This window comes from Luteimonas sp. Soil_C_16, assembly GCF_057657295.1.
Window position 1 is genome coordinate 38,339 of record NZ_JBDGIS010000001.1, and the last position, 21,348, is coordinate 59,686.

Annotated in this window: 20 protein-coding genes; 13 read left to right on the top strand and 7 right to left on the bottom strand. The window is 69.7% G+C overall.

What is annotated here, in order from left to right:
* Nucleotides 1-8: 8 nt before the first annotated feature.
* The 9 genes from flhF to AC3A5T_RS00245 all read left to right on the top strand — a co-directional run bounded on the left by flhF (nucleotide 9) and on the right by AC3A5T_RS00245 (nucleotide 9,231).
* Nucleotides 9-1,691, top strand: coding sequence for a flagellar biosynthesis GTPase FlhF (gene flhF / locus AC3A5T_RS00205; protein WP_487626823.1), 1,683 nt, complete (start codon nucleotides 9-11; stop codon nucleotides 1,689-1,691).
* A complete protein-coding gene (locus AC3A5T_RS00210; RefSeq protein WP_332079279.1) occupies nucleotides 1,681-2,538 on the top strand; it encodes a MinD/ParA family protein in 858 nt (285 codons plus the stop codon). Before flhF ends, AC3A5T_RS00210 begins: the two co-directional genes overlap by 11 nt.
* The gene (locus AC3A5T_RS00215) at nucleotides 2,535-3,296 is read left to right on the top strand and encodes an RNA polymerase sigma factor FliA (protein ID WP_487626824.1); all 762 of its coding nucleotides are present in this window, start codon (nucleotides 2,535-2,537) and stop codon (nucleotides 3,294-3,296) included. The genes AC3A5T_RS00210 and AC3A5T_RS00215 overlap by 4 nt, the downstream gene beginning before the upstream one ends.
* Before the next feature lie 276 nt (nucleotides 3,297-3,572).
* Complete coding sequence (locus tag AC3A5T_RS00220) at nucleotides 3,573-4,313, top strand: flagellar motor protein (protein ID WP_487626825.1); 741 nt, start codon at nucleotides 3,573-3,575, stop codon at nucleotides 4,311-4,313.
* Between the two features lie 3 nt (nucleotides 4,314-4,316).
* On the top strand, nucleotides 4,317-5,264 hold the full coding sequence (gene motD / locus AC3A5T_RS00225) for a flagellar motor protein MotD (protein WP_487626826.1): 948 nt from the start codon (nucleotides 4,317-4,319) through the stop codon (nucleotides 5,262-5,264).
* 1 nt (nucleotide 5,265) lies between these two features.
* Nucleotides 5,266-6,048 (top strand): ParA family protein, encoded by a 783-nt coding sequence (locus tag AC3A5T_RS00230; protein WP_487626827.1) that lies wholly within the window; start codon nucleotides 5,266-5,268, stop codon nucleotides 6,046-6,048.
* Nucleotides 6,045-7,466, top strand: a complete 1,422-nt coding sequence (locus AC3A5T_RS00235) for a putative bifunctional diguanylate cyclase/phosphodiesterase (RefSeq protein WP_487626828.1) — start codon at nucleotides 6,045-6,047, stop codon at nucleotides 7,464-7,466. Before AC3A5T_RS00230 ends, AC3A5T_RS00235 begins: the two co-directional genes overlap by 4 nt.
* A 4-nt stretch (nucleotides 7,467-7,470) precedes the next feature.
* On the top strand, nucleotides 7,471-8,103 hold the full coding sequence (locus AC3A5T_RS00240; protein WP_487626829.1) for a sensor histidine kinase: 633 nt from the start codon (nucleotides 7,471-7,473) through the stop codon (nucleotides 8,101-8,103).
* 57 nt (nucleotides 8,104-8,160) lie between these two features.
* Complete coding sequence (locus tag AC3A5T_RS00245; RefSeq protein WP_487626830.1) at nucleotides 8,161-9,231, top strand: HDOD domain-containing protein; 1,071 nt, start codon at nucleotides 8,161-8,163, stop codon at nucleotides 9,229-9,231.
* Nucleotides 9,232-9,412: 181 nt separating this feature from the next.
* Here AC3A5T_RS00245 and ubiE read toward each other — a convergent pair whose 3' ends face one another.
* Both ubiE and AC3A5T_RS00255 read right to left on the bottom strand, forming a co-directional pair.
* Nucleotides 9,413-10,174, bottom strand: a complete 762-nt coding sequence (ubiE, locus tag AC3A5T_RS00250; protein WP_332079271.1) for a bifunctional demethylmenaquinone methyltransferase/2-methoxy-6-polyprenyl-1,4-benzoquinol methylase UbiE — start codon at nucleotides 10,172-10,174, stop codon at nucleotides 9,413-9,415.
* A 7-nt stretch (nucleotides 10,175-10,181) separates the two neighbouring features.
* Nucleotides 10,182-11,726, bottom strand: coding sequence for a TerC family protein (locus AC3A5T_RS00255; RefSeq protein ID WP_487626831.1), 1,545 nt, complete (start codon nucleotides 11,724-11,726; stop codon nucleotides 10,182-10,184).
* Between the two features lie 137 nt (nucleotides 11,727-11,863).
* Between AC3A5T_RS00255 and AC3A5T_RS00260 the strand changes: the two genes are divergently transcribed.
* The 4 genes from AC3A5T_RS00260 to AC3A5T_RS00275 all read left to right on the top strand — a co-directional run bounded on the left by AC3A5T_RS00260 (nucleotide 11,864) and on the right by AC3A5T_RS00275 (nucleotide 16,889).
* Complete coding sequence (locus AC3A5T_RS00260) at nucleotides 11,864-12,319, top strand: nucleoside deaminase (RefSeq protein WP_332079701.1); 456 nt, start codon at nucleotides 11,864-11,866, stop codon at nucleotides 12,317-12,319.
* A 175-nt stretch (nucleotides 12,320-12,494) separates the two neighbouring features.
* Nucleotides 12,495-13,973 carry a SulP family inorganic anion transporter gene (locus tag AC3A5T_RS00265; protein ID WP_487626832.1) on the top strand — a complete coding sequence of 493 codons (1,479 nt, stop codon included), beginning with the start codon at nucleotides 12,495-12,497 and terminating at the stop codon, nucleotides 13,971-13,973.
* Between the two features lie 91 nt (nucleotides 13,974-14,064).
* On the top strand, nucleotides 14,065-15,765 hold the full coding sequence (locus tag AC3A5T_RS00270) for an MFS transporter (protein WP_487626833.1): 1,701 nt from the start codon (nucleotides 14,065-14,067) through the stop codon (nucleotides 15,763-15,765).
* Nucleotides 15,762-16,889, top strand: a complete 1,128-nt coding sequence (locus tag AC3A5T_RS00275; RefSeq protein WP_487626834.1) for an HlyD family secretion protein — start codon at nucleotides 15,762-15,764, stop codon at nucleotides 16,887-16,889. The genes AC3A5T_RS00270 and AC3A5T_RS00275 overlap by 4 nt, the downstream gene beginning before the upstream one ends.
* A gap of 218 nt (nucleotides 16,890-17,107) precedes the next feature.
* On the opposite strand, the gene AC3A5T_RS00280 is transcribed toward AC3A5T_RS00275, so the two are convergent.
* From AC3A5T_RS00280 to hslU, 5 genes are all read right to left on the bottom strand, one after another.
* On the bottom strand, nucleotides 17,108-17,740 hold the full coding sequence (locus AC3A5T_RS00280; RefSeq protein ID WP_487626835.1) for an ATPase: 633 nt from the start codon (nucleotides 17,738-17,740) through the stop codon (nucleotides 17,108-17,110).
* Between the two features lie 2 nt (nucleotides 17,741-17,742).
* Complete coding sequence (locus AC3A5T_RS00285) at nucleotides 17,743-18,099, bottom strand: type II toxin-antitoxin system prevent-host-death family antitoxin (protein WP_487626836.1); 357 nt, start codon at nucleotides 18,097-18,099, stop codon at nucleotides 17,743-17,745.
* Between the two features lie 86 nt (nucleotides 18,100-18,185).
* Nucleotides 18,186-18,629, bottom strand: a complete 444-nt coding sequence (locus AC3A5T_RS00290) for a hypothetical protein (RefSeq protein WP_487626837.1) — start codon at nucleotides 18,627-18,629, stop codon at nucleotides 18,186-18,188.
* A 51-nt stretch (nucleotides 18,630-18,680) separates the two neighbouring features.
* Nucleotides 18,681-19,880, bottom strand: a complete 1,200-nt coding sequence (locus tag AC3A5T_RS00295) for a DUF1176 domain-containing protein (RefSeq protein ID WP_487626838.1) — start codon at nucleotides 19,878-19,880, stop codon at nucleotides 18,681-18,683.
* 70 nt (nucleotides 19,881-19,950) lie between these two features.
* A complete protein-coding gene (hslU, locus tag AC3A5T_RS00300; protein ID WP_232134067.1) occupies nucleotides 19,951-21,336 on the bottom strand; it encodes an ATP-dependent protease ATPase subunit HslU in 1,386 nt (461 codons plus the stop codon).
* Nucleotides 21,337-21,348: the final 12 nt, after the last annotated feature.

A 21,348-nucleotide genomic window follows, 5' to 3' on the forward strand; every position in this document is an offset into this window, starting at 1 on the left:
AGAGGACCATGAAGATCAAGAGTTTCATCGCCCCGGACATGCGCACCGCGCTGCGGAAGATCCGCGAAGCGCTGGGCCCCGATGCGGTGATCCTGTCGACCCGCGGCGTCGCCGAGGGCATCGAGGTGGTCGCCTCCCTGGGCTACGACGAAGCCGCGCTGGCCCGCGTGCTGCGCGCCGCCGAAGCCGACGAGGCGCCGGTCGCCGATGCCGGAATCCCGACGCCGCCCGCAGCGCCCGTCGAAGCGGCCGCGCCTGCGCGCACCGTGTTCGAACGCGCCATCGTCGATCCCGCCGCCGCATTCGCCGCCGCGCTGGGACACGGCCGCCAGACTGCCGCCGTCGACGCACCGATCGCCGCACCGATCGCCGCACCCGTCGCCGCGCCTGCCGACACCGCCGCGCTGCGCGACCGCGCACGTGCCCGCCTCAAGGACAGCGACGGTCCGACGCTGGCCGAACTCACCTCGGCGATCCGCCCGGCCGCGGCCGTGGCGCAGGTCGCCCGCAGCCTGCCGCTGCAGCCGGCCTCGCCGGCGCGCGCGACCTTCGCCGCAGCCAACGCCGAGCTGCGCGCCGACGACACGCATGCACTCGACGCGCTCATCGCCGACGAGGCGCCGTCGTTCGCGGCGATGCTGACCACGCGCATGCCGCAGGCGCCGCAGCCGATGGCGGTCGAAGCGCCGATCGCCGTCGAAGCCGCGTTCGAAGCCGCACGCCCCGCGGTCGCCGCCGCACCGGCGCTGTCGCTGGTGCCGCCGCCGGAACCCGAAGCCCCGGCGATCGTCGCGATGCGCGACGAGATGGCGCGCATGCGCCAGCTGATGGAAACCCAGATGGCGCAGTTCGAGCGCGAGCGTCTGCGCGGTTCGCCCGCGCGCGCCGCCGCGTTCGATGCACTGCGTGCCTTCGGCTGCGAAGACGCGCTGGCGCAGTCGGTCGCCGCTCAGCTCGATCCGGCGCTGCCGGTCGATGCGATCCAGGGCCCGATGCTCGACGCGCTCGCGCGCACGCTCGAAGTCAGCGCCTGCGAGCCGATCGACGACGGCGGCGTGATCGCCCTCGTCGGCCCGACCGGCGCCGGCAAGACCACCACCGCCGCCAAGCTGGCTGCGCGTTTCGCCGCCCGCCACCGGGCGCGCGACGTCGCCCTGATCACCACCGATTGCGAGCGCCCCGGCGCGCACGAACAGCTGCAGGCGCACGGCCGCAAGCTCGGCATCACCGTTTGCGAAGCGCGCGGCATGTCCAGCCTGCAGCAGGCGCTGACCCAGCTGGCCGACTATCCGCTGGTGCTGGTCGACACGACCGGCTACGCGCCCAACGATCGCGCCCTGTTCAACCAGATCCTGTGGCTGCGCACTGCGCGCAAGGTCCGCAGCCTGCTAGTGCTGCCGGCCAACGGCAATCCGCAGGACATGCACGAAGTCATCCGCCGCTACCGGCCGTGCTCGCCGGAAGGCCTGATCCTGACCAAGCTCGACGAGACCGGCTATCTGGGTTCGGCGCTGTCGGTCACCGTGCGCAACGGGCTGCCGATCGCCTACACCGCCGACGGCCAGAACGCCGATGCCGACATCGAATCGGGGAACCGCCTGCGCATCGCCCAGGCGATGGCTGCCGGCCGCCACGCACCCGTCGCCGACACCGCCGCCACCGATGCGTTCGAGACCCGTCATGCCGTCTGATGCCGCACCCGCTACCGCCGCACCCCGCGTGATCGCCGTCGCCAGCGGCAAGGGCGGCGTCGGCAAGACCACGACTTCGGTGAACCTCGCCGCGGCGATGGTCAACGCCGGCCAGCGCACGCTGCTGCTCGACACCGATCTGGGCCTGGCCAACGTCGACGTGATGCTGGGCCTGTCGCCGCGCTTCACCCTGGCCGACGTGTTCGCCGGCCGCTGCGAGCTCGCCGACACCATCCTCGAAGGCCCGAACGGGCTCATGGTGGTGCCGGCCGCCTCCGGCAAGCAGCACATGGCGCAGCTCTCCCCGCAGGAACACGTGGGCCTGGTGCACGCGTTCTCCGAACTCGACCGTTCGATCGACACGATGATCGTCGACAACGCCGCCGGCATCGCCGATGGCGTGCTGACGTTCTGCCAGGCCGCGCAGGACGTGATCGTCGTGGTCTGCGACGAACCCGCATCGATCACCGACGCCTATGCGCTGATCAAGGTGCTCAACCGCGACCGCGGCGTGCAGCGCGTGCAGGTGCTGTGCAACCAGGTGCAGGACGCGAGCGAGGGCCCGGCGCTGTTCGAGAAGCTGCAGCGGGTGACCGCGCGTTTCCTCGACGTCACCCTCAACCACCTGGGATCGATCCCGCGCGACGAATGGCTGCGCCGCGCCGTGCAGCGCCAGGAAGCCGTCGTCGATGCGTTCCCGTCGGCGCCGTCGGCGGTCGCCTATCGCGGGATCGCCCGTCGCGCACGCAGCTGGCAGTCGCCGGCGGTCGCGCGCGGCCATGTCGAATTCTTCGTCGACCGGCTGGTCGCCTCGGGCGCCCAGTCCACCGGAGGCCTGCCCGCATGAACGCCACCGCCACCGCCTGCTACCGCGCGACCCAGACCGGTTCGCCGGCGGACATCGTCGAGCGTCATGGCGAGCTGGTGCGCCGCATCGCCCACCACCTCGCCGCGCGGCTGCCGCCCAGCGTCGAGATCGAGGACCTCGTGCAGGCCGGCATGCTGGGCCTGATCGACGCGGCGCGGAACTACCAGTCCGATCCCGGCGCGACCTTCGAGACCTATGCATCGATCCGCATCCGCGGCGCGATGATCGACGAGATGCGGCGCGGCGACTGGACGCCGCGTTCGGTGCACCGCGGCTATCGCGACATGATCGCCGCCGTGCGCAGCGTCGAGCAGGAGACCGGCCGCAGCGCGGTGCCGGCGCAGATCGCCGCGCACATGGAGATCACCCTCGACGAGTACCACCGTCTGGTCGAGGACGCCGCGCGCGGCCAGCTGACCAGCTTCGACGCGCACCTGGAAGAACACGACGGCGAGGCCCGTCTCGCGGTCCGCGATTCGGCCAGCCCCGCACGCGCGTTCGAGGACGACGCCTTCCGCGTCGCCCTGGTCGAGGCCATCGAAGGCCTGCCCGAACGCGAAGCGCTGGTGCTGTCGCTGTACTACGAGCAGGAACTCAACCTGCGCGAGATCGGCGCCGTGCTGTCGGTCAGCGAATCGCGCGTGTCGCAGATCCACGGCCAGGCCATGGTCCGCCTGCGCGCCCGCCTGTCGGACTGGAAGCGGGATCCGGACAGGTTCGACGACGGGCGGGACTGAGTTTGCCGTCAGCCGGTGACGCGTGAGGGTGTGAGGACGTCAGTCCTCGTTCCTGGCTCGACCTCAAAGCTTGAGCGGACCGACGCCGTCCCGCCGCTTGCGGACGCAGGCTGGATCCATCCGCCGCGTGTGATCCGCCCCGCGGCCCGTCTCTTGCATCCCCTCTCCCCGTGACCCCCGCCGACGGAAATCCGTCGCCCCGGAGGCCCGATGCCGGGGCGTGCCCGTGTGCACATCCCCTCTTCAGAAATCCCCAACGCGACCGTTAACGACTCCATGGACAAGCTCAGCGTCATCGGTGTGATCCTCGCGCTCGTCGCGCTGCTGATCGGCAGCGTGCTGAAAGGTGCGGGTCTGTCCAGCCTGTGGTCGCCGGCCGCGTTCGTCATCGTGATCTGCGGCACCGTCGCCTCGATCCTGCTGCAGACCAGTCTGGTGACCTTCAAGCGGGCCATGAAGATCACCAAATGGGTGTTCAAGCCGCCGTCCCAGGACCGTGCCGCCATTCTCGCCAGCCTCGTCGAGTGGGCCAACACCGCGCGCAAGCAGGGTCTGCTGGGCCTGGAGTCGCAGGTCGCCGAGCAGAAGGACGCGTTCACCAAGAAGGGCCTGCAGATGGTCGTCGACGGCATCGCGCCCGATTCGATCCGCGCCGTGCTCGAAACCGACATGCACCACCAGAGCCAGGGCGACCTGGCCGCGGCCAAGGTATTCGAGGGCATGGGCATCTACGCACCCACGCTGGGCATCATCGGCGCGGTGCTGGGCCTGATCGCGGTAATGAAGAACCTCGCCGATCCGAGCAAGCTCGGTGGCGGTATCGCCGCGGCGTTCACCGCGACGATCTACGGCATCGGCGCGGCCAACCTGTTTTTGCTGCCGATGGCCAACAAGCTCAAGGCGCTGATCAACGCGCAGACCGAAGAGCGCGAGATGATCGTCGAGGGGCTGATCGCGATCGCCCAGGGCGAGAACCCGCGCAACATCGAGTCTCGCCTGGCCGGCTACGTGCACTGACCCATGGCCAGGAAGCACGTCCACGAAGAACACGCCAACCATGAAGCCTGGGCCATCCCCTACGGCGACCTGGTGACGCTGCTGCTCGCGTTCTTCGTGGTCATGTACGCGATCTCCTCGGTCAACGAAGGCAAGTACCGCGCGGTCTCCGACTCGCTCAATGCGGCCTTCGGTGGACCGCCGCGTTCGATGAGTCCGCTGCAGCTGGGCAAGACCCAGCGCCTGGGCTCGTCCTACGACCGGCCGTCGCTGATGACCGCCGCCGCCAAGAACGGTCCGGCGCCGGCAAGTTCGATGATCCAGCAGCGTCTGCAGCAGGCCATCGACATGCCGCGCTACGCGACCGGTCCCCAATCGCAGGCCCAGGGCGGCCAGTTCGACGGCACCGGCCGTGGCGAGCGCGAGGGCGAAGGCGAGCTGGTCTCGCTGGGCCGCGACCTGCAGGCCGCACTGTCGGATCTGGTGCAGAAGAACCTGGTCACGCTGCGCCGCGGACACAACTATCTGGAAGTCGAGATCCAGAGCGACATCCTGTTCTCCAGCGGCGTCGCCGCGCCCAGCACGACCGCGAGCGCCACGATCCGCAAGGTCGCCGCAGTGCTGCGCGACGTGCCCAATGCGATGCGCGTGGAGGGCTACACCGACGACCAGCCGATCCGCACGGCCGCGTTCCCGTCGAACTGGGAGCTGTCGACCGCACGCGCAGCCAGCGTCGTCCACATCCTCGCGGCCGAGGGCATCGCCCAGTCGCGACTGGGCGTGGTGGGCTATGGCGAATTCCAGCCGATCGCGGACAATGCGACCGTGGAAGGTCGCAATGCCAATCGCCGCGTCATGCTCGTGATCCTCGCCGCGCCGCAGGGGCCCGACGCCGTGCCGCAGTCCGCGGCCACGGTCGCGGTGGCCGCCGCGCCGACCGACGCCGCCGATCCCGCGGCAGGGGCGTACTGACGTGCGGGTGTGGGCGATCGCGAACCAGAAGGGCGGCGTCGGCAAGACGACGACCACGCTGTGCCTGGCGCGCAACCTCGCCGGGGACGCGCGCGTACTGGTGGTCGATCTCGATCCGCACGCCTCGATGACCCGCGCCTTCGGCGTGCCGCGCCAGCCGCCACCGATCGGCACCCACGAAGTCTTCGTCGCGCAGACGCCGTCGCTCGACGGCCTGTCGCGCACCACCGCCATCGAACGTCTGCGTCTGGTCGCCGCGCAGCCGGCGCTGGCCACGCTGGAGCGTCGCAGTGCGACCCAGCCGGGCCTGGGCATGGCGCTGCAGCGCGCGCTCGCCGGCGTGTCGGCCCTCTACGACCACGTGCTGCTGGACTGCCCGCCGACGCTGAGCCTGCTGATGGTTAATGCGCTGGCCGCCGCGGACTGCCTCGTCGTACCGACCCAGACCGATCCGCTGGCGCTGCACGGCCTGGCCGACATGCTGCGCACCGCCGACATGGTCGAGCGTTCGCGCAAGCGGCCGCTGGTGCGCGCGATCCTGCCGACACTCTACGACGGCCGCACCGGCAGCGGCCGCCAGAGTCTCGAACATCTCTATGCGGGCTACGAAGGCCTGGTGTGGTCGGACGCGATTCCGGTCGACACGCGTCTGCGCGATGCGCGCAGCATCGCCGGCAACGCGCCGCTCACCGGCCGCGGCGCCGAGGCTTACCGCGACGCGCTGGCGTGGCTGCACACGCGCATCGCCGCGGCGGTGCCCGACGTGGTCGTCGAAGCGGCATGAGTACACCGCCCAACGACGAAGCGATGTCCGACTACGTCGAGGCCCTGCTCGACGCGACCCGTGCCGAAGAAGACCCGCTGACCGGCCTGCCGAACCGCGCCGGCCTGCTGCGTGCGCTCGATACGCGCCGCGCCGAGCAGGTGCCGACCGCGGTCGCCGTGCTCGGGCTCGACAACTTCCGCTCCATCAGCGTGACGCTGGGTCCGGGCATGGCCGACACCATGCTGCAGGTCGTCGCCGCGCGCCTGCTCGCACGCCTGCCGGTCGACGCGTTCCTGGCACGCCTGGACGGCGACGAGTTCGCAATCGCGCTGTCGGTCAACGGGCAGAAGCCGCGCGCGACCGAAGCGTTGCTCAACGCGATCCTGCTCGACCTCGCCCAGCCCTGCGAAGTCGACATGCACCGCGTGCATCTCGACGCCTGTGTCGGCGTGCTGCTCGATGCGGCCGACGACGATGCGAGCCCCGGGCCACTGATTCCCGGCACGCCCGACGACGACGGCGCGACCGACAGTCTGGAACTGGTCGCGCGCGCGCAGCTGGCGATGCACTACGCCAAGCGCAGCCGCGGGCAGATGCTGCGCCGCTTCGAGCCGAGCATGCGCACCGAGGCGATCGACCGCCGCCGGCTCGACCTGGAACTGCGCCGCGCTGCCAGCGAGCAGGAATTCGAACTGCACTACCAGCCGCAGATCGATCTGGAGACCGGCCGCCCGACCGGCGCCGAAGCGCTGCTGCGCTGGCGCCATCCCGAGCGCGGCCTGCTGATGCCGGTGAGCTTCATCGAAGCGCTGGCGATGAGCGGCATCGCCGCGACCGTGGGCTGGTGGATTCTCGACCGCGCCTGCCGCGACGCGGCCACATGGCCGAAGGTCGACGGCCACGCGATGACGGTCAGCGTGAACCTGTTTCCGTCGCAGTTCGGCCACGAGGATTTCCTGCACGAGGTCGATTCGGCGCTGCGCGGCAGCGGCCTGCCGCCGTCGTCGCTGGAACTCGAACTCACCGAGACCATCGCGCTGCGCGACGACGGCGCCGCCGCGGCGACGCTGCAGGCGCTGCGCCAGCGTGGCGTCAAGGCCGCCTACGACGACTTCGGCACCGGTTACGCCTCGCTGTCGATGCTGCATCACCTCGCCGTCGACCGGGTCAAGATCGATCGCAGCTTCGTGCGCGACGTGATGGACGATCGCGGCGACGCGGCGATCGTGCGCTCGATCCTGCTGATCGCGCGCAACTTCGACATGCAGGTCACCGCCGAAGGCGTGGAATCGGCGCCGCAGGCGGATTTCCTGCGCAAGCTCGGCTGCGACGAGGTGCAGGGTTTCTACTACTCGCAGGCACTGCCGCTGGCCGACTTCGGCCACTGGCTGGCCGGCTACGAACGCCGGCGCGCGACCATCGCCAGGATCGAATGACCTCATGACGCAGCGCGCGCCCGACTGGATGGACCGCATCGACGCCGAACGGCGCGCGCTCGCCCGCGATCTGCACGACGACCTCGGCCAGATCCTCAGCGCACTGCGCATGAGCGCACGCACGTTGTCGCAGGCGCTGGGCGAAGACCCGCGCGAAACCCTCGCCGACGACGTCGTCGTGCTCGCCGAGGCGGCACTGGCGCGCGTGCGCGCGGTATCGCACGGCCTGCATCCACCGGCGCTCGCGAGCCACGGCCTGCCGGCCGCGCTGCAGGGACTCGCCGACGGCGTGCCGCGCGGCGAAATGGACGTACGCTTCGACGCCGATGTCGCGCTGCCGCGCGCGCTGCCGGACGCCGAGATCGCCGCCTACCGGATCGCGCAGGAAGCACTGGCCAACGCGCTGCGCCATGCCGGTGCGCGCTGCGTGCGGCTCGATCTGTTCCGGCAGGACGACGTGCTCGTGCTGTCGATCGCCGATGACGGCCGCGGCCACGATCTCGCCGCCGCGCCGGGCTTCGGTCGCACGGCGATGCGCGAGCGCGCGGCGCTGGCGCGACTGCGGTTCGACGAAACGTCCTCGCCCTCGGGCACGCGCATCGTGCTGCAGCTGCCGCTGGATGCCGCATCCGGCTGAGCGCGGACGCGACGCGTTGCTATCATCCCGCCTCTTCCCATCGCGCAAGGAGTCACCGTGCATCTGGTCGTAGCGTGGGAGCGCGGTGACGAGGTCGAACGCCTGCAGGCGGAGATCGCCACGCGCGGTCTGGACTGGCGGGTCAGCTGGTTGCCGCTCGGCGACGGCGCGACCGGTTCGGCCGCCGATCTCGATCCCGATGCCTTGGTGTGCACCGCCGACAGCGGCTGGAGCCGCTGCCGCCTGCTGCTCAACGAAGTGCGCGTGCGCCATCCGCATGCGGTGCGCATCGTGCTGATGGAGGCCGGCGACAACGCGCGCGCGGTCGATGCGCTCGAGCATGCGCATCGCGTGCTGCCCGAGCCGCTGGACGCGCAGACCGTCATCGACGCGGTCAAGGGCGTGCTCGACCTGCAGCACCTGCTCGACGACGCACAGCTCAAGCGCGCGATCGAACGCATCGGTGCATTGCCGTCGGCGCCGAAGCAGTACCTCGCGCTGACCCGCCTGCTGCGCGATCCCGATGCCGGCACGCATGCGATCACCGCGATCATCGCCCAGGATCCGGCGCTGGCCGCGCGCGTGCTGCGCCTGAGCAATTCCGCGTACTACGCGATCGGCCGCGAGATCGGCGACCTGCGCACCGCGGTCGTGCGCCTGGGACAGGACGCGCTGCGCCGGCTGGTGCTGGCCAGCGAAGTCTTCGCCTCCGGTCCGGACATGGACAGCATGCGCGAGCGCGCATTGCGCACGTCGTGGCTGGCCGGCCAGATCCTGCCCGGCAGCGGCGCCGGCGTGGCCGCGACCGCGGGCCTGCTCGCCGACGTCGGCCGTCTGCTGCCGCCCGACAGTCTCGGCGACGTGCCGCCCAGCATCGCCGGCGCGTATCTGCTGGGCCTGTGGGGATTGCCGACGCCGATCGTCGAAGCCGTCGCCTATCACCAGCATCCGACGCGCATGTCCGGCGCGTTCTGGATCACCGGCGCGGTGCACGTCGCCTCGGCGCTGGTCAACGGCACCGAAGTCGATCACGACTATCTGCAGCGCGTCGGTGCCCTGCACCTGATGCCGCAATGGCGTGCGCTGGCCGCGGCGTCGCCGGCGGATGGGGGAACTTCGGGAGACTGAAAAGGCGCTTGCGATCCGGCTGAAGTCGGGACTGCACCCGGGCATCGCCGCAATCGCAATGCCGCCGTCGCCCCGGCGACAGCTGGAGCCCATCCTGATCCGGCTCGACGCGAACATAGGCCCCAGCGTCCGCTGGGGCGACGGTCGCAGCAGCTTCTGCCCGAGAAGCGGGGCTACGACCTCAGGCCTTGTAGCCGTCGTGGATCGCGACGATGCCGCCGCTGAGGTTGCGGTACCTGCAGCGCGCGAAACCCGCCGTTTCCATCATGCCCTTGAGCGCATCCTGCGGCGGATGCTTGCGGATCGATTCCGACAGGTACTGGTAGCTGTCGCTGTCGCGCGCGAACAGCTTGCCCAGCCGCGGCATGATCTGGAAGGAATGGAAGTCGTAGATCGGCTTGAACCAGTCCGCCTTCACTTCCGAGAATTCCAGCACGCGCGCCTGGCCGCCGACTTTCAGCACGCGCAGCATTTCGCGCAGCGCGGCGTCCTTGTCGGTCACGTTGCGCAGGCCGAAGGCGATCGTCACCAGATCGAAACTCGCGTCCGGGAACGGCAGCGTCTCGGCATTGCACTGCACGTACTCGAAGCCGCGCACGTTGCCGCGGTCGGTCATGCGGTCGCGACCGACGCGCAGCATCGAGGCGTTGATGTCGCCGAGCACCAGCTCGCCGGAGTCGCCGACGCGCGGCTTGAGCAGCGCGGCGATGTCGCCGGTGCCGCCGGCCAGATCGAGCACGCGGTCGCCGGTGCGCACCTGCGCGGTCGCGGCGAAGTAGCGCTTCCACACCCGGTGGATGCCGAGGCTCATCAGATCGTTCATCAGGTCGTAGTTGCCTGCGACCGAGGAGAACACCTCGCCGACCAGCTTCTGCTTCTCCCCGGTGGGGACGTCGCGGAAACCGAAATGGGTGGTGCCGGGCTTGCTGGATTCGTCGCTCATGGCCCGATTATCCCTCATCCGCGACCGGCGCGATCCGCAGCTTGCCCACGCGGCGCCGTTCCAGCGATTCGACCTGCAGCTGCCAGAAGCCCACGGTCACCGTATCGCCCTCGACCGGCATGCGGTCGAGCAGGTGCAGCACCAGGCCCGACAGGGTGACGTAGGTCGCCTCGCGAGGTAGCACGATGCCGGTCGTCTGCTCCAGATCCTGCAGCGACATCGAGCCGTCGACCAGCCAGATGCCGTCGTCGCCCCGGCTCGCCGCGTAGTCGGCGTCCTGGGTGTCGACCAGATCGCCGGCGATCGTCGCCAGCAGATCGTTCGCGGTGACCATGCCCTCGAGGCTGCCGTATTCGTCGACGACGACCGCGAGCGGAATCGGGTGCGCGCGGATCTGCTCGAGCACGCGCAGCGTCGACGTGCCCTCGGGCACGACCAGCGGTTCGCGCACGAAATCGGTGACGTTCAGCGCGCGGCCCTGCAGCACGCTCGACAGCAGATCGCCGCTCTGCACGATGCCCAGCATCTGGTCGAGCTCGCCGTTGCAGACCAGCAGGCGCGTATGCGGCGATTCGATCAGGCGCGCGGTCGCGTGTTCGATGCCGCGTGTCGCGTCGATCCACTCGATGTCGCTGCGCACGGTCATCACGCTCGAGACCGGGCGCTCGGCAAGGGTGAGCACGCTGCGGATCATGTCGTGTTCGGCGGCTTCGAGCCGTTCCTCACCCTCGCCTTGCGGCACCTCGATCGCACCGTCCTCGACGTGCGCGGTCGGGCGCGTGCCGAGCAGGCGCAACACCGCATCGGCGGTGCGCTGGCGGAACGGCAGCTGCTGCGCGTGGCGCTCACGATTGAAGCGCGACCACTGGTTGAAGGCCTCCACCAGGATCGAGAACGCGATCGCCGCGTACAGATAGCCCTTCGGAATCTTAAAGCCCAGGCCTTCGGCGACCAGGCTGAAACCGATCATCAGCAGGAAGCCCAGACACAGCACCACGACGGTCGGATGCTTGTTGACGAAGTTCGTCAGCGGCTTGCTGGCGAGCAGCATCACCGCCATCGCGATGGTGACCGCCGCGTACATCACGCCGAGGTGCTCGACCATGCCGACCGCGGTGATCACCGAGTCGAGCGAGAACACCGCATCGAGCACGACGATCTGGGTCAGCACGACGCCGAACGAGGCGTAGACGCGCTTGGTGCTCGTCTGGCTCTGCTGGCCCTCGAGCCGCTCGTGCAGCTCCATCGTCGCCTTGAACAGCAGGAACACGCCGCCGATCAGCAGGATCAGATCGCGCCCGGAGAAGTCGTTGCCCCAGACCGTGAACAACGGCGTGATCAGGCCCGCGATCCACGCCACCAGCGCCAGCAGTACCAGCCGCATCAGCAATGCCAGCGACAGGCCGATCACACGGGCCTTGTCGCGCTGCTCCGGCGGCAGCTTGTCGGCGAGAATCGCGATGAACACCAGGTTGTCGATGCCGAGAATGATCTCGAGGACTACCAGGGTCGCCAGCCCCATCCAGATCGTGGGGTCGGACAGCCATTCCATAGGTGTTCTTGCATCGCGCTTTTGGGGGCCACGGATTCTGCCACGCGCTCGTTAAGAAGTTGCCGCGGCGTCTCACACTCGACCGCGACGGATGCGGCAGGCAGACTCGCGGGCCCGATGTTCCGATGACCGCCTGCATGATCGCCACGCCCGACTACCGCGCCCTGCTCGACACCGCCATCGCCGAAGCCCGGCAGGGCCTCGCGGAAGGCGGCATCCCGATCGGCGCGGCGCTGTATCACCAGGACGGCCGCCTGCTCGGCTGCGGCCACAACCGCCGCGTGCAGGAAAGCGACCCGTCGATCCACGGCGAGACCGATGCCTTCCGCAAGGCCGGCCGTCAGCGCAGCTACCGCGACACGATCATGGTCACCACGCTCGCGCCGTGCTGGTACTGCAGTGGCCTCGTGCGCCAGTTCGGCATCGGCACCGTCGTCGTCGGCGAGTCGCAGACCTTCCAGGGCGGCATCGACTGGCTGCGCGAGGCCGGCGTCGAGGTCATCGACATGCAGAGCCAGGAGTGCGTGGACCTGCTCGGCGGCTTCATTGCCGCGCACCCGGACGTCTGGAACGAGGACATCGGCGAGGACTGAGCGCCGCCCGCCTGCGCTAGACTGCGCGCCTTCGCGTCACCCGCCCTGCCCTTCGATGACGACCACGCCACCATAGCCGCCGTTTCCGCGCCGCCCACCGGGCGACGCCGCGCTATGCCATGCACCGTCATCCTGCCGGACACCGCTGCGTGTCCGGCCCCGTCAGGGCTTTCCCATGCATTCCAAGATTCCGCTGCGCCAGCAATGGCTCGGCAACATCCGCGGCGACGTGCTCGCCGGACTCGTCGTCGCGCTCGCACTCATTCCCGAAGCGATCGCGTTCTCGATCATCGCCGGCGTCGATCCACGCGTCGGTCTCTACGCCTCGTTCTCGATGGCCGTGGTCACCGCGATCGTCGGCGGCCGACCCGCGATGATCTCCGCCGCTACCGGCGCGATGGCGCTTGTGATGGTCACGCTGGTGCGCGACCACGGCCTGCAGTACCTGCTGGTCGCGACCCTGCTCGCCGGCACGTTCCAGATCCTCGCCGGCGTGCTCAAACTCGCATCGCTGATGCGCTTCGTGTCGCGCTCGGTGATCACCGGCTTCGTCAACGCACTGGCGATCCTGATCTTCGCCGCGCAACTGCCGGAACTGATCGGCATGCCGTGGACGGTCTACGCGCTGTGCGCGGCGGCGCTGGCGATCATCTACGGCCTGCCCCGCATCACGCGCGCGGTGCCGTCGCCGCTGGTGGCGATCGTCGCGATGACGGTGCTCGTCGCCGCAATGGGCATCGACGTGCGCACCGTGTCCGACATGGGCGCGCTGCCCGACAGCCTGCCGGTGTTCCTGTTGCCGGATGTGCCGTGGACGCTGGAGACGCTGCGTATCGTGCTGCCGGTGTCGGCGACGCTCGCGGTCGTCGGCCTGCTCGAATCACTGCTGACCGCGCGCATCGTCGACGACATGACCGACACGCCCAGCGACAAGCGCCGCGAATGCGTGGGCCAGGGGGCGGCCAACATCGCCACCGGTTTCCTCGGCGGCATGGCCGGCTGCGCGATGATCGGCCAGTCGGTGATCAACGTGAAATCCGGTGGCCGCGGGCGGCTGTCGTCGCTGGTCGCCGGCACCGTGCTGCTGGCCCTGGTGGTGTTCGCCGGACCGTGGGTCGGCATGATTCCAATGGCCGCACTGGTCGCGGTGATGATCATGGTCTCGATCGGCACCTTCAGCTGGCGGTCGCTGCGGGACCTGCGCCGGCATCCGCCCGGATCGAGCGTGGTGATGCTCAGTACCGTCGTCGTCACCGTGGCGACGCACGATCTCGCCAAGGGCGTGCTGACCGGCGTGCTGCTGTCGGCGCTGTTCTTCGCCCGGCGCGTCGGCCGGCTGCTCGATGTCGAGGATTCGAGCGACGCCGACGGCACCCGCCGCTACGTCGTGCGCGGCCAGGTGTTCTTCGCATCGGCCAATGCGTTCGGCGATGCCTTCGATCTGCTCGAACCCGTGCCGCGCGTGGTGATCGACCTGACACACGCGCACTTCTGGGATCTCAGCGCGATCGGCGCACTCGATACCGTGGTGATGAAGCTGCGCGCACGCGGCGTCGACGTCGAGGTGCTCGGCCTCAATGCCGCGAGCGCGACACTGGTCGAACGGCTCGGCGTGCACGACAAGCCGGGGGCGTCACGCGTCGCCGGCCACTGAATCCGACCTGATCCGCGGCGCGCGGCGCGGTGTAACGGACCGGTCCACCGGTCGTCTTGTCGCTGGCTGGACCCGGGTCCAGACTGGCGTCATGTCGCGCGTCCCGCCCGTTTCCCCGCCGTCCGCGAACGTGCGCGCGCATCGCTATGCGCCGCGCGACTGGGCGCCGCACGAGCGGCCGATGATGCCGGGCTCGCCCTCGACGCCGCTGCATTCCACGCGGCGCCGCATCGCGTTCGGCATCGTCGGCTTCATCGTCGCGATGACCGGCGGTCTGGGCAACGCGCTGGTCACCGCGAATCTGGTCAACCTGCAAGGCGCGCTGGGCGCGTACGCGTCGGAGATCGCGTGGCTGCCGGCGGCCTACGTGATGACCAACGTGTCGATGAACATCCTGCTGGTGAAGTTCCGCCAGCAGTTCGGCCTGCGGCTGTTCACCGAGGCGTTCCTGATCCTCTATGCGCTGATCACGCTGGCGCATCTGTTCGTCAACGATCTGGGCTCGGCGATCGCGGTGCGCGCCGGCCACGGCATCGCCGGCGCGGCGCTCAATACGCTGGGCCTGTACTACATGCTGCAGGCGTTTCCGCAGAGGCATCGTCTGCGCGGCCTGGTGATCGGCCTGGGCGTCGCGCAGCTCGCGCTGCCGCTGGCACGCGTGTTCTCGACCGATCTGCTCGAGTTCGGCGAATGGCGCGGTCTGTACATGTTTGAACTCGGCCTCGCACTGGTCGCGCTCGGCGGCGTGCTGCTGCTGAAGCTGCCGCCCGGTGATCGCCACAAGGCCTTCGAGCCGCTGGACTTCGTGACCTTCGGTCTGTTCGCGCCCGGCATCGCGCTGTTGACCGCGGTGCTCGCGCAGGGCCGTCTCGCGTGGTGGACCGAAACCGCGTGGCTGGGCTGGGCGCTGGCGGGTTCGTTCGTGCTGGTGACGGCGGCGATCGCGATCGAACACTTCCGCGCGCGGCCGCTGCTCAATACGCGCTGGCTCGCGACCGGCTCGATGCTGCGGTTGGCGCTGGCGATCGTGCTGATCCGCATCGTGCTGTCGGAGCAGGCGACCGGCGCGGTCGGCTTCCTGCAGGCGCTCGGCCTCGGCAACGAGCAGATGCGCACGCTGTTCGTGATCGTGCTCGTCGGCAGCGTGGCCGGGCTCGCGACAAGCGCGCTGACGATCGATCCGACGAAGACCTGGCAACCGGTGCTGATCTCGCTGGCGCTGATGATGACCGGCGCGCTGATGGACGCGCAGGCCAGCAACGTGACCCGGCCCGAACAGATGTACGTGAGCCAGTTCCTGCTCGCGTTCGGCAGCACGTTCTTCCTCGGGCCGATGCTGATCGCCGGCATCGGGCCGGTGATCAGCCAGCCGCGCAACCTGATCAGTTTCGTCGTGCTGTTCGGCATGACCCAGAACCTCGGCGGCCTGCTCGGCTCCGCGCTGCTGGGCACGTTCCAGACGATGCGCGAGAAGTTCCATTCCAGCGTGCTGACCGAACACCTGACCCTGCTCGATCCGCTGGTCGCCGCGCGCGTGCAGGCCACGGCGAACGGCTACGCCGCCAGCATCGCCGATCCCGCGCAGCGCAACGCACTCGCGGTGCGCGCGCTCGGCAGTGCAGCCACGCGCGAGGCCAATGTGCTGGCCTACAACGATGTCTTCCTGCTGATCGCCTTCATCGCGTTCTGCACGCTGGTGTGGATCATCGCGTCGCGGGTCTGGACGCGTCTGCGCGCCGCGCCGGCAACGCCCGCATCGCCACCCTCTTCCGCCGCACCGGATTCCGCATGAGCGCACCCGCCCCGACACCGCCCCCCGAACAGCCGGCCGCACCGTCGCGTCGTCGACGCGTGCTGCAGATCGCCGCGTTCGCCGCGGTCGCACTGGCCGGCGTGTTGCTGGTGCTCTACGCCTGGCGCCTGCCGCCGTTCGGCAGCAGCGTGCAGAGCACCGAGAACGCCACCGTGCGCGGCCGCGTGACGCTGATCGCGCCGCAGGTCTCGGGCTACGTCACCGAGGTCGCGGTGCAGGATTTCGAGGCAGTGACGCGCGGCCAGCTGCTGGTGACGATCGACGACCGCATCTACCGCCAGCGCTTCGAACAGGCAGAAGCCAATCTGCGCGTGCAGCAGGCCGCACTGGCGAACGCCACGCAGTCGCGGCGCAGCGCCGAGGCCGGCATCGCCCGCAGCGCCGCCGACATCGCCGCCACGCGCGCGCAGTCGAACGTCGCCGCGATCGACCTGCGCCGCATTGAACAGCTCGCCGCGCAGAAACTCATTTCCGAACACGACCGCGATCTCGCCCGTGCCAGCAATGCGCAGGCACGCGCATCCGCCGCGCAGGCCCGCGCATCGCTCGACATTTCCGAGCAGGACGCGCGCAGCGTCGACGTCAACCGCGAGAGTCTGGAAGCCGCCGTCGCCAGCGCCGAAGCCGCGGTACGGCTGGCGAAGATCGATCTCGACAACACGCGCATCGTCGCGCCCGACGACGGCCTGCTCGGCCAGGTCACCGTGCGCCAGGGCGCGCTGGTCAACGCCGGCACGCAGCTGATGGCGGTGGTGCCGGCCGATGTCTGGGTGCTGGCGAACATGAAGGAAACGCAGATGGTCGACATGCGCGTCGGCCAGCCGGCGAGCTTCACCGTCGACGCCCTTGGTGGGGCGCGGCTGACCGGTCGCGTCGAACGCATTTCACCCGCGACCGGTTCGGAGTTCAGCGTGCTGCCCGCGGACAACGCGACCGGCAACTTCGTCAAGATCGCGCAGCGGATTCCGGTGCGCATCGCGGTGGATCGCGATCAGCCGCTGGCGGCGCGGTTGCGGCCCGGCATGTCGGTGGAGGTCAGTGTGGATACGGGCGCGGCGGTGCGGGAAGACGCGGGCGAGGCGCCGGCGTCTCGCGCGCGCTGAGGCTATCGCTCTTGCCCGTCATTCCGGCGAAAGCCGGAATCCATTTTTGCGGTGCAGACGGCCCGTAAACGGGTTGATGTTCCAGCGAAAGCGGTTCGCTCCAGTGAAAGCGTCTCGAGATACCAAGCAAGATCAAAATGGATTCCAGCCTGACCAGCCATTCGGCTGTTGAAAACCGCTGGAATGACAGGTGCTTGGCGACTTAGCCACGTCGATTCTCAGAAATCCAACGCTGCCTCCAGCACCGGCTTCGCCCACTCCGGCGTCTTCGCCAGCGCCGTCAGATCATCCGCACCCGGCGCCACCAGCGTGCCGTCGATCATTTCCAGCAGCAGCATCGGATCGGGCACTGCGTTTCCGCGCGAGACCTCGACGCTGTTGTCGTAGACCTGCAGCTGCGCGAGCACCGGCATCAGCGCGATCAGGTTCTCGCGCGCGCGCGTCCAGCGCGCGCGGATGCTGGCTTCGGGAATGTCGTGACCGCCGACCGCGACGCGCGCCTGCACGCGCGCGATGTGCTGCTCGGCCGACGACAGACCGCAGAACCACATCAGCACGTCATGGGTGCGCGCGGCCTCGGCGATGCGCGCCGGCACGGTGTTGCCGCCGAGCGTGGTCTCGAATGCATGGCTATAGCCGTTCGCCAGTGCGACGTCGAGCCGGCGCATGCCTTCCTGCCAGGCTTCCGCATTCGCCTCGGGCATCGAGCAGCCGGTCGCGGCGGCTAGTTCGCGCGCGAAGGTGTCGGGGTTGAACCACGTCATGCCGGCGCGTTCGAGCAGATGGCCACCGACCGAACTCTTGCCGGCGCCGTTGACGCCGGCCAGCACGTAGAGGACCGGACGCGCCACGCTCAGCAGGTCGCGCCGGCCTTGACCTTGCCGCGCAGCCGCGCGGGGCCGCGCATCGCGTCACGCAGGCGCGCGCCGGCATCGTCGGCCTGCAGGGCGGCCAGGCGCGTGTCGAAACGTGTGCGCAGGGTGTCGAGCGCCGAACGCTGCGCCGCGCCGGCGGCGTCGAGCGCCCGCAGGATCGCGCCGTATTCCTCGGCCGAGAGGATCACCGCCTCGGGCGTGTTGTGATTGGTCACCACGACCTTGCCGCCGCGGGCGATGGTCTTCATCACGCCGCGCCAGCCGAGCTTCTTGACATCGGAGGCCGGCGTGCGCGGCAGCGCATCGAGGGCGTCGAGCTTGAGGGACATCGTCATCGCGGTCGCTCCTGCGGCGGGCATGGGGAAATATACCCCAATTGGCCCATCTGGCCCTCACGCGGGAGCTGGTGTTGCGGCGCCGCTCAGCGACGGGAGACGCGCAGCACCAGCCACAGCACGAGCGCGAGCAGGTTGACGCCCAGCGCTGCGGTCGATGGCCCGGCCAGTGCGAGCCGGAAGGCCTCCGACGGCAGCGACCAGTCGAGGTCGACCACCACGCTGCGGCCGAAGCGGAACTGCAGCGGCACCGTGGCGCCGGCGTGCCAGGCGTAGCTCAGCCACGGCGTGGCGATGACCGGGATCTGCAGCGCGAGCGCGATCCGCGACAGGCGCTCGCCGAGCGCGTCGCCTTCGAGCAGCAGCACGCCGGCGATCATCGCGAACGTCGACAGCAGCAGGCCGATCACCAGCACCAGCACCGCGCCACCGCCGGCGCCGCCGGAGGCCAAGCGCATCAGCGTGCCGGCGAGGCCGTAGAAACCACCGGCGATCTGCAGGATCGCGACGAGTCGAAGCAGCACGGACATGGGCGGCGCACCGGACAGGGCGGGCGATTGTGGCGCCCTCGTGCGGCGGGCTCAAGGCGTGCCGGCAGGCTCGGCCACGCGCCACAGCACCGGCCATGCATCGGCGCTCAGACCACCGCACGTCTGCATCTCGGCGTAGTGCGACAACTGGAAGGCCTGGCCATCGAACTGCCAGGTCGCTTCGAAGCCGCAGTCACCGATGCCGCGTCCCTTGGCGAATTGCGCCAGCGTGCCGGTGGCGGCGTCCAGGCCCGGGCTGACCAGCAGGTCGAAATCCTCACTGGGGTTCACGCTGTCACCGGAGAGCTTCGGCGCCGGCAGGGTCACCCGCGTCACGTCGCTGCCGTCGCGCGCCGCGCGGAACACCAGGCTCGAGCCCTGATAGGCGCCGCTGTAGCAGCTGATGAAGACCAGTGCGTGATCCACATCGAGCGGATGGGCGGCATCGTCGCGCGAGACATCGAAGTCGCCCCCCGCCGCGTTGCACTCGTGCGCACGCAGCGCCGCGGCCTGCGACGCACGCACGCTGCGCGTCAGACGCGTGGCATCGGCGTCCGACAACGGCGGCGGTGCCGACGCGGGCTGCAACAGGGCCGGCAGCGCGGGTGCCGCAGGGATGGCCGCGGGATCGCGCTCGCCGCGTCGCGCCCACGCGCCGGGCGTATCAAGGCGCTGCTGGTGTTCGTCGATGTAGAGCAGCGCTGCATTGAGGCCCGACAACGACACGCTGCGGTCCTGATCGTCTTCCAGACGCGTGCCGTCGCGCACCAGATCGAGGAAGCGCGCGATCGCCGCCGGATCCTCGATGCGCAAGGCCGCGGACTCGCCCGCGTCGCGCTGCCAGGGCAATGCCGCGATCGCAGGCGCGGCGACGCCGTCGAGTTGCAGCGTCGAGGCGTCCACGTCGGCCCACGGCGCGCTCAGCAGCAGCGCCTGCGTACCATCGGCGCCGGCATCGCGGGTCAAGGACAGCACCAGTCCCGGCGCGGCGTCGGTGACGCCGATCGCGGCGCAGCGGCGGACGTTGTCGCAGGCGACCGTGACGTCGCGAAACGTCCGGTAGACCGGCGCGGCGGGCGTGCCGACGGGCGCCGCCCGTGCGGATGCGTCCACGGACGCCGCCGCATCGGTGTCCGGGATCGACGCGGACCCGGTTGCCGCCGCCGGTGTGTCCGCATCGCTCTGCGTGCACGCGCCCAGCGAGGCCAGCAGCGCCAACAGAAGCACCGACTTGCGAGCAGCGTTCGACATCGCGACGTCTCCAACGAAAGGGCCCGCAATGATGCGGGCCCGGAGTGCGAACGCGGTGAACGCGGAGGCGTCAGAGGATGTAGCGGCTCAGATCCTGGTCCTGCACCAGATCGCCCAGCTGCTGGTCGACGTACGCACGGTCGATCAGCACCGTGCCGCCCTTGTCGGGCGCCTCGAAGCTCAGCGAATCGAGCAGGCGTTCGAGCACGGTGTGCAGACGGCGCGCACCGATGTTCTCCTGGCGTTCGTTGACGTGCGCGGCGATCTCCGCGAGGCGATCCACCGCATCCGGCGCGAACGTCAGCCCGACACCTTCGGTCTTCAGCAGCTGCACGTACTGCGTGGTCAGCGCCGCCTTGGGCTCGGTGAGGATGCGGACGAAATCGTCCTTCGTCAGCGCGGTCAGTTCGACGCGGATCGGGAAGCGCCCCTGCATCTCGGGAATCAGGTCGCTGGGCTTGGCGAGGTGGAACGCGCCCGACGCGATGAAGAGGATGTGGTCGGTCTTCACCGAGCCGTACTTGGTGCTGACCGTGCTGCCTTCGACGAGGGGCAGCAGATCGCGCTGCACGCCTTCGCGGCTGACGTCGGCACCGCTCGACCCGCCTTCGCTGCGCTTGGCGACCTTGTCGATCTCGTCGATGAAGACGATGCCGTGCTGCTCGCAGGCCTCGATCGCGGCTTCGCGCACGTCGTCCTCGTTGACCAGCTTGCCGGCTTCTTCCTCGACCAGCTGCGGACGCGCGGCGCGGATCGTGAGCTTGCGCTTGTGGGTCTTGCCGCCACCGAGGTTGGCGAACATCTGCCGCAGCTGCTGGCCCATTTCCTCCATGCCCGGCGGGGTCATGATGTCCATGCCCTGCCCGGCGCTGAGCTCGAGTTCGATCTCGCGATCGTCCAGATCACCGGCGCGCAGCTGGCGGCGCAGCTTCTGCCGCGTCTCCGATTCCTTCGACGACGGTTCGGCGCCGATGTCGACGGTCGCACTCTGCGCGCCGAAGCCGAACGCCGGCTGCGCGGCTTCGCGCTTGGGCAGCAGCGCATCGAGGATGCGGTCCTCGGCGCGGTCTTCGGCCTGCGTGCGCACGCGCACCTTGGCCTGCTCGCGATACAGCTTGACCGCCGTGTCGGCGAGGTCACGGATGATCTGCTCGACGTCCTTGCCGACGTAGCCGACCTCGGTGAAGCGCGTCGCCTCGACCTTGACGAACGGCGCGTTCGCGAGCGTCGCCAGACGACGCGCGATCTCGGTCTTGCCGACGCCGGTCGGGCCGATCATCAGGATGTTCTTGGGCATGACCTCGTTGCGCAGATCGTCGTCGAGCTGCGCGCGGCGCCAGCGGTTGCGCAGCGCGATCGCGACCGCACGCTTGGCGGCGTTCTGGCCGACGATGTGGCGGTCGAGTTCCTGCACGATCTCGCGCGGGGTCATGGTCGAGGAATTGGCATTCGTCATGGGAATCGGGTG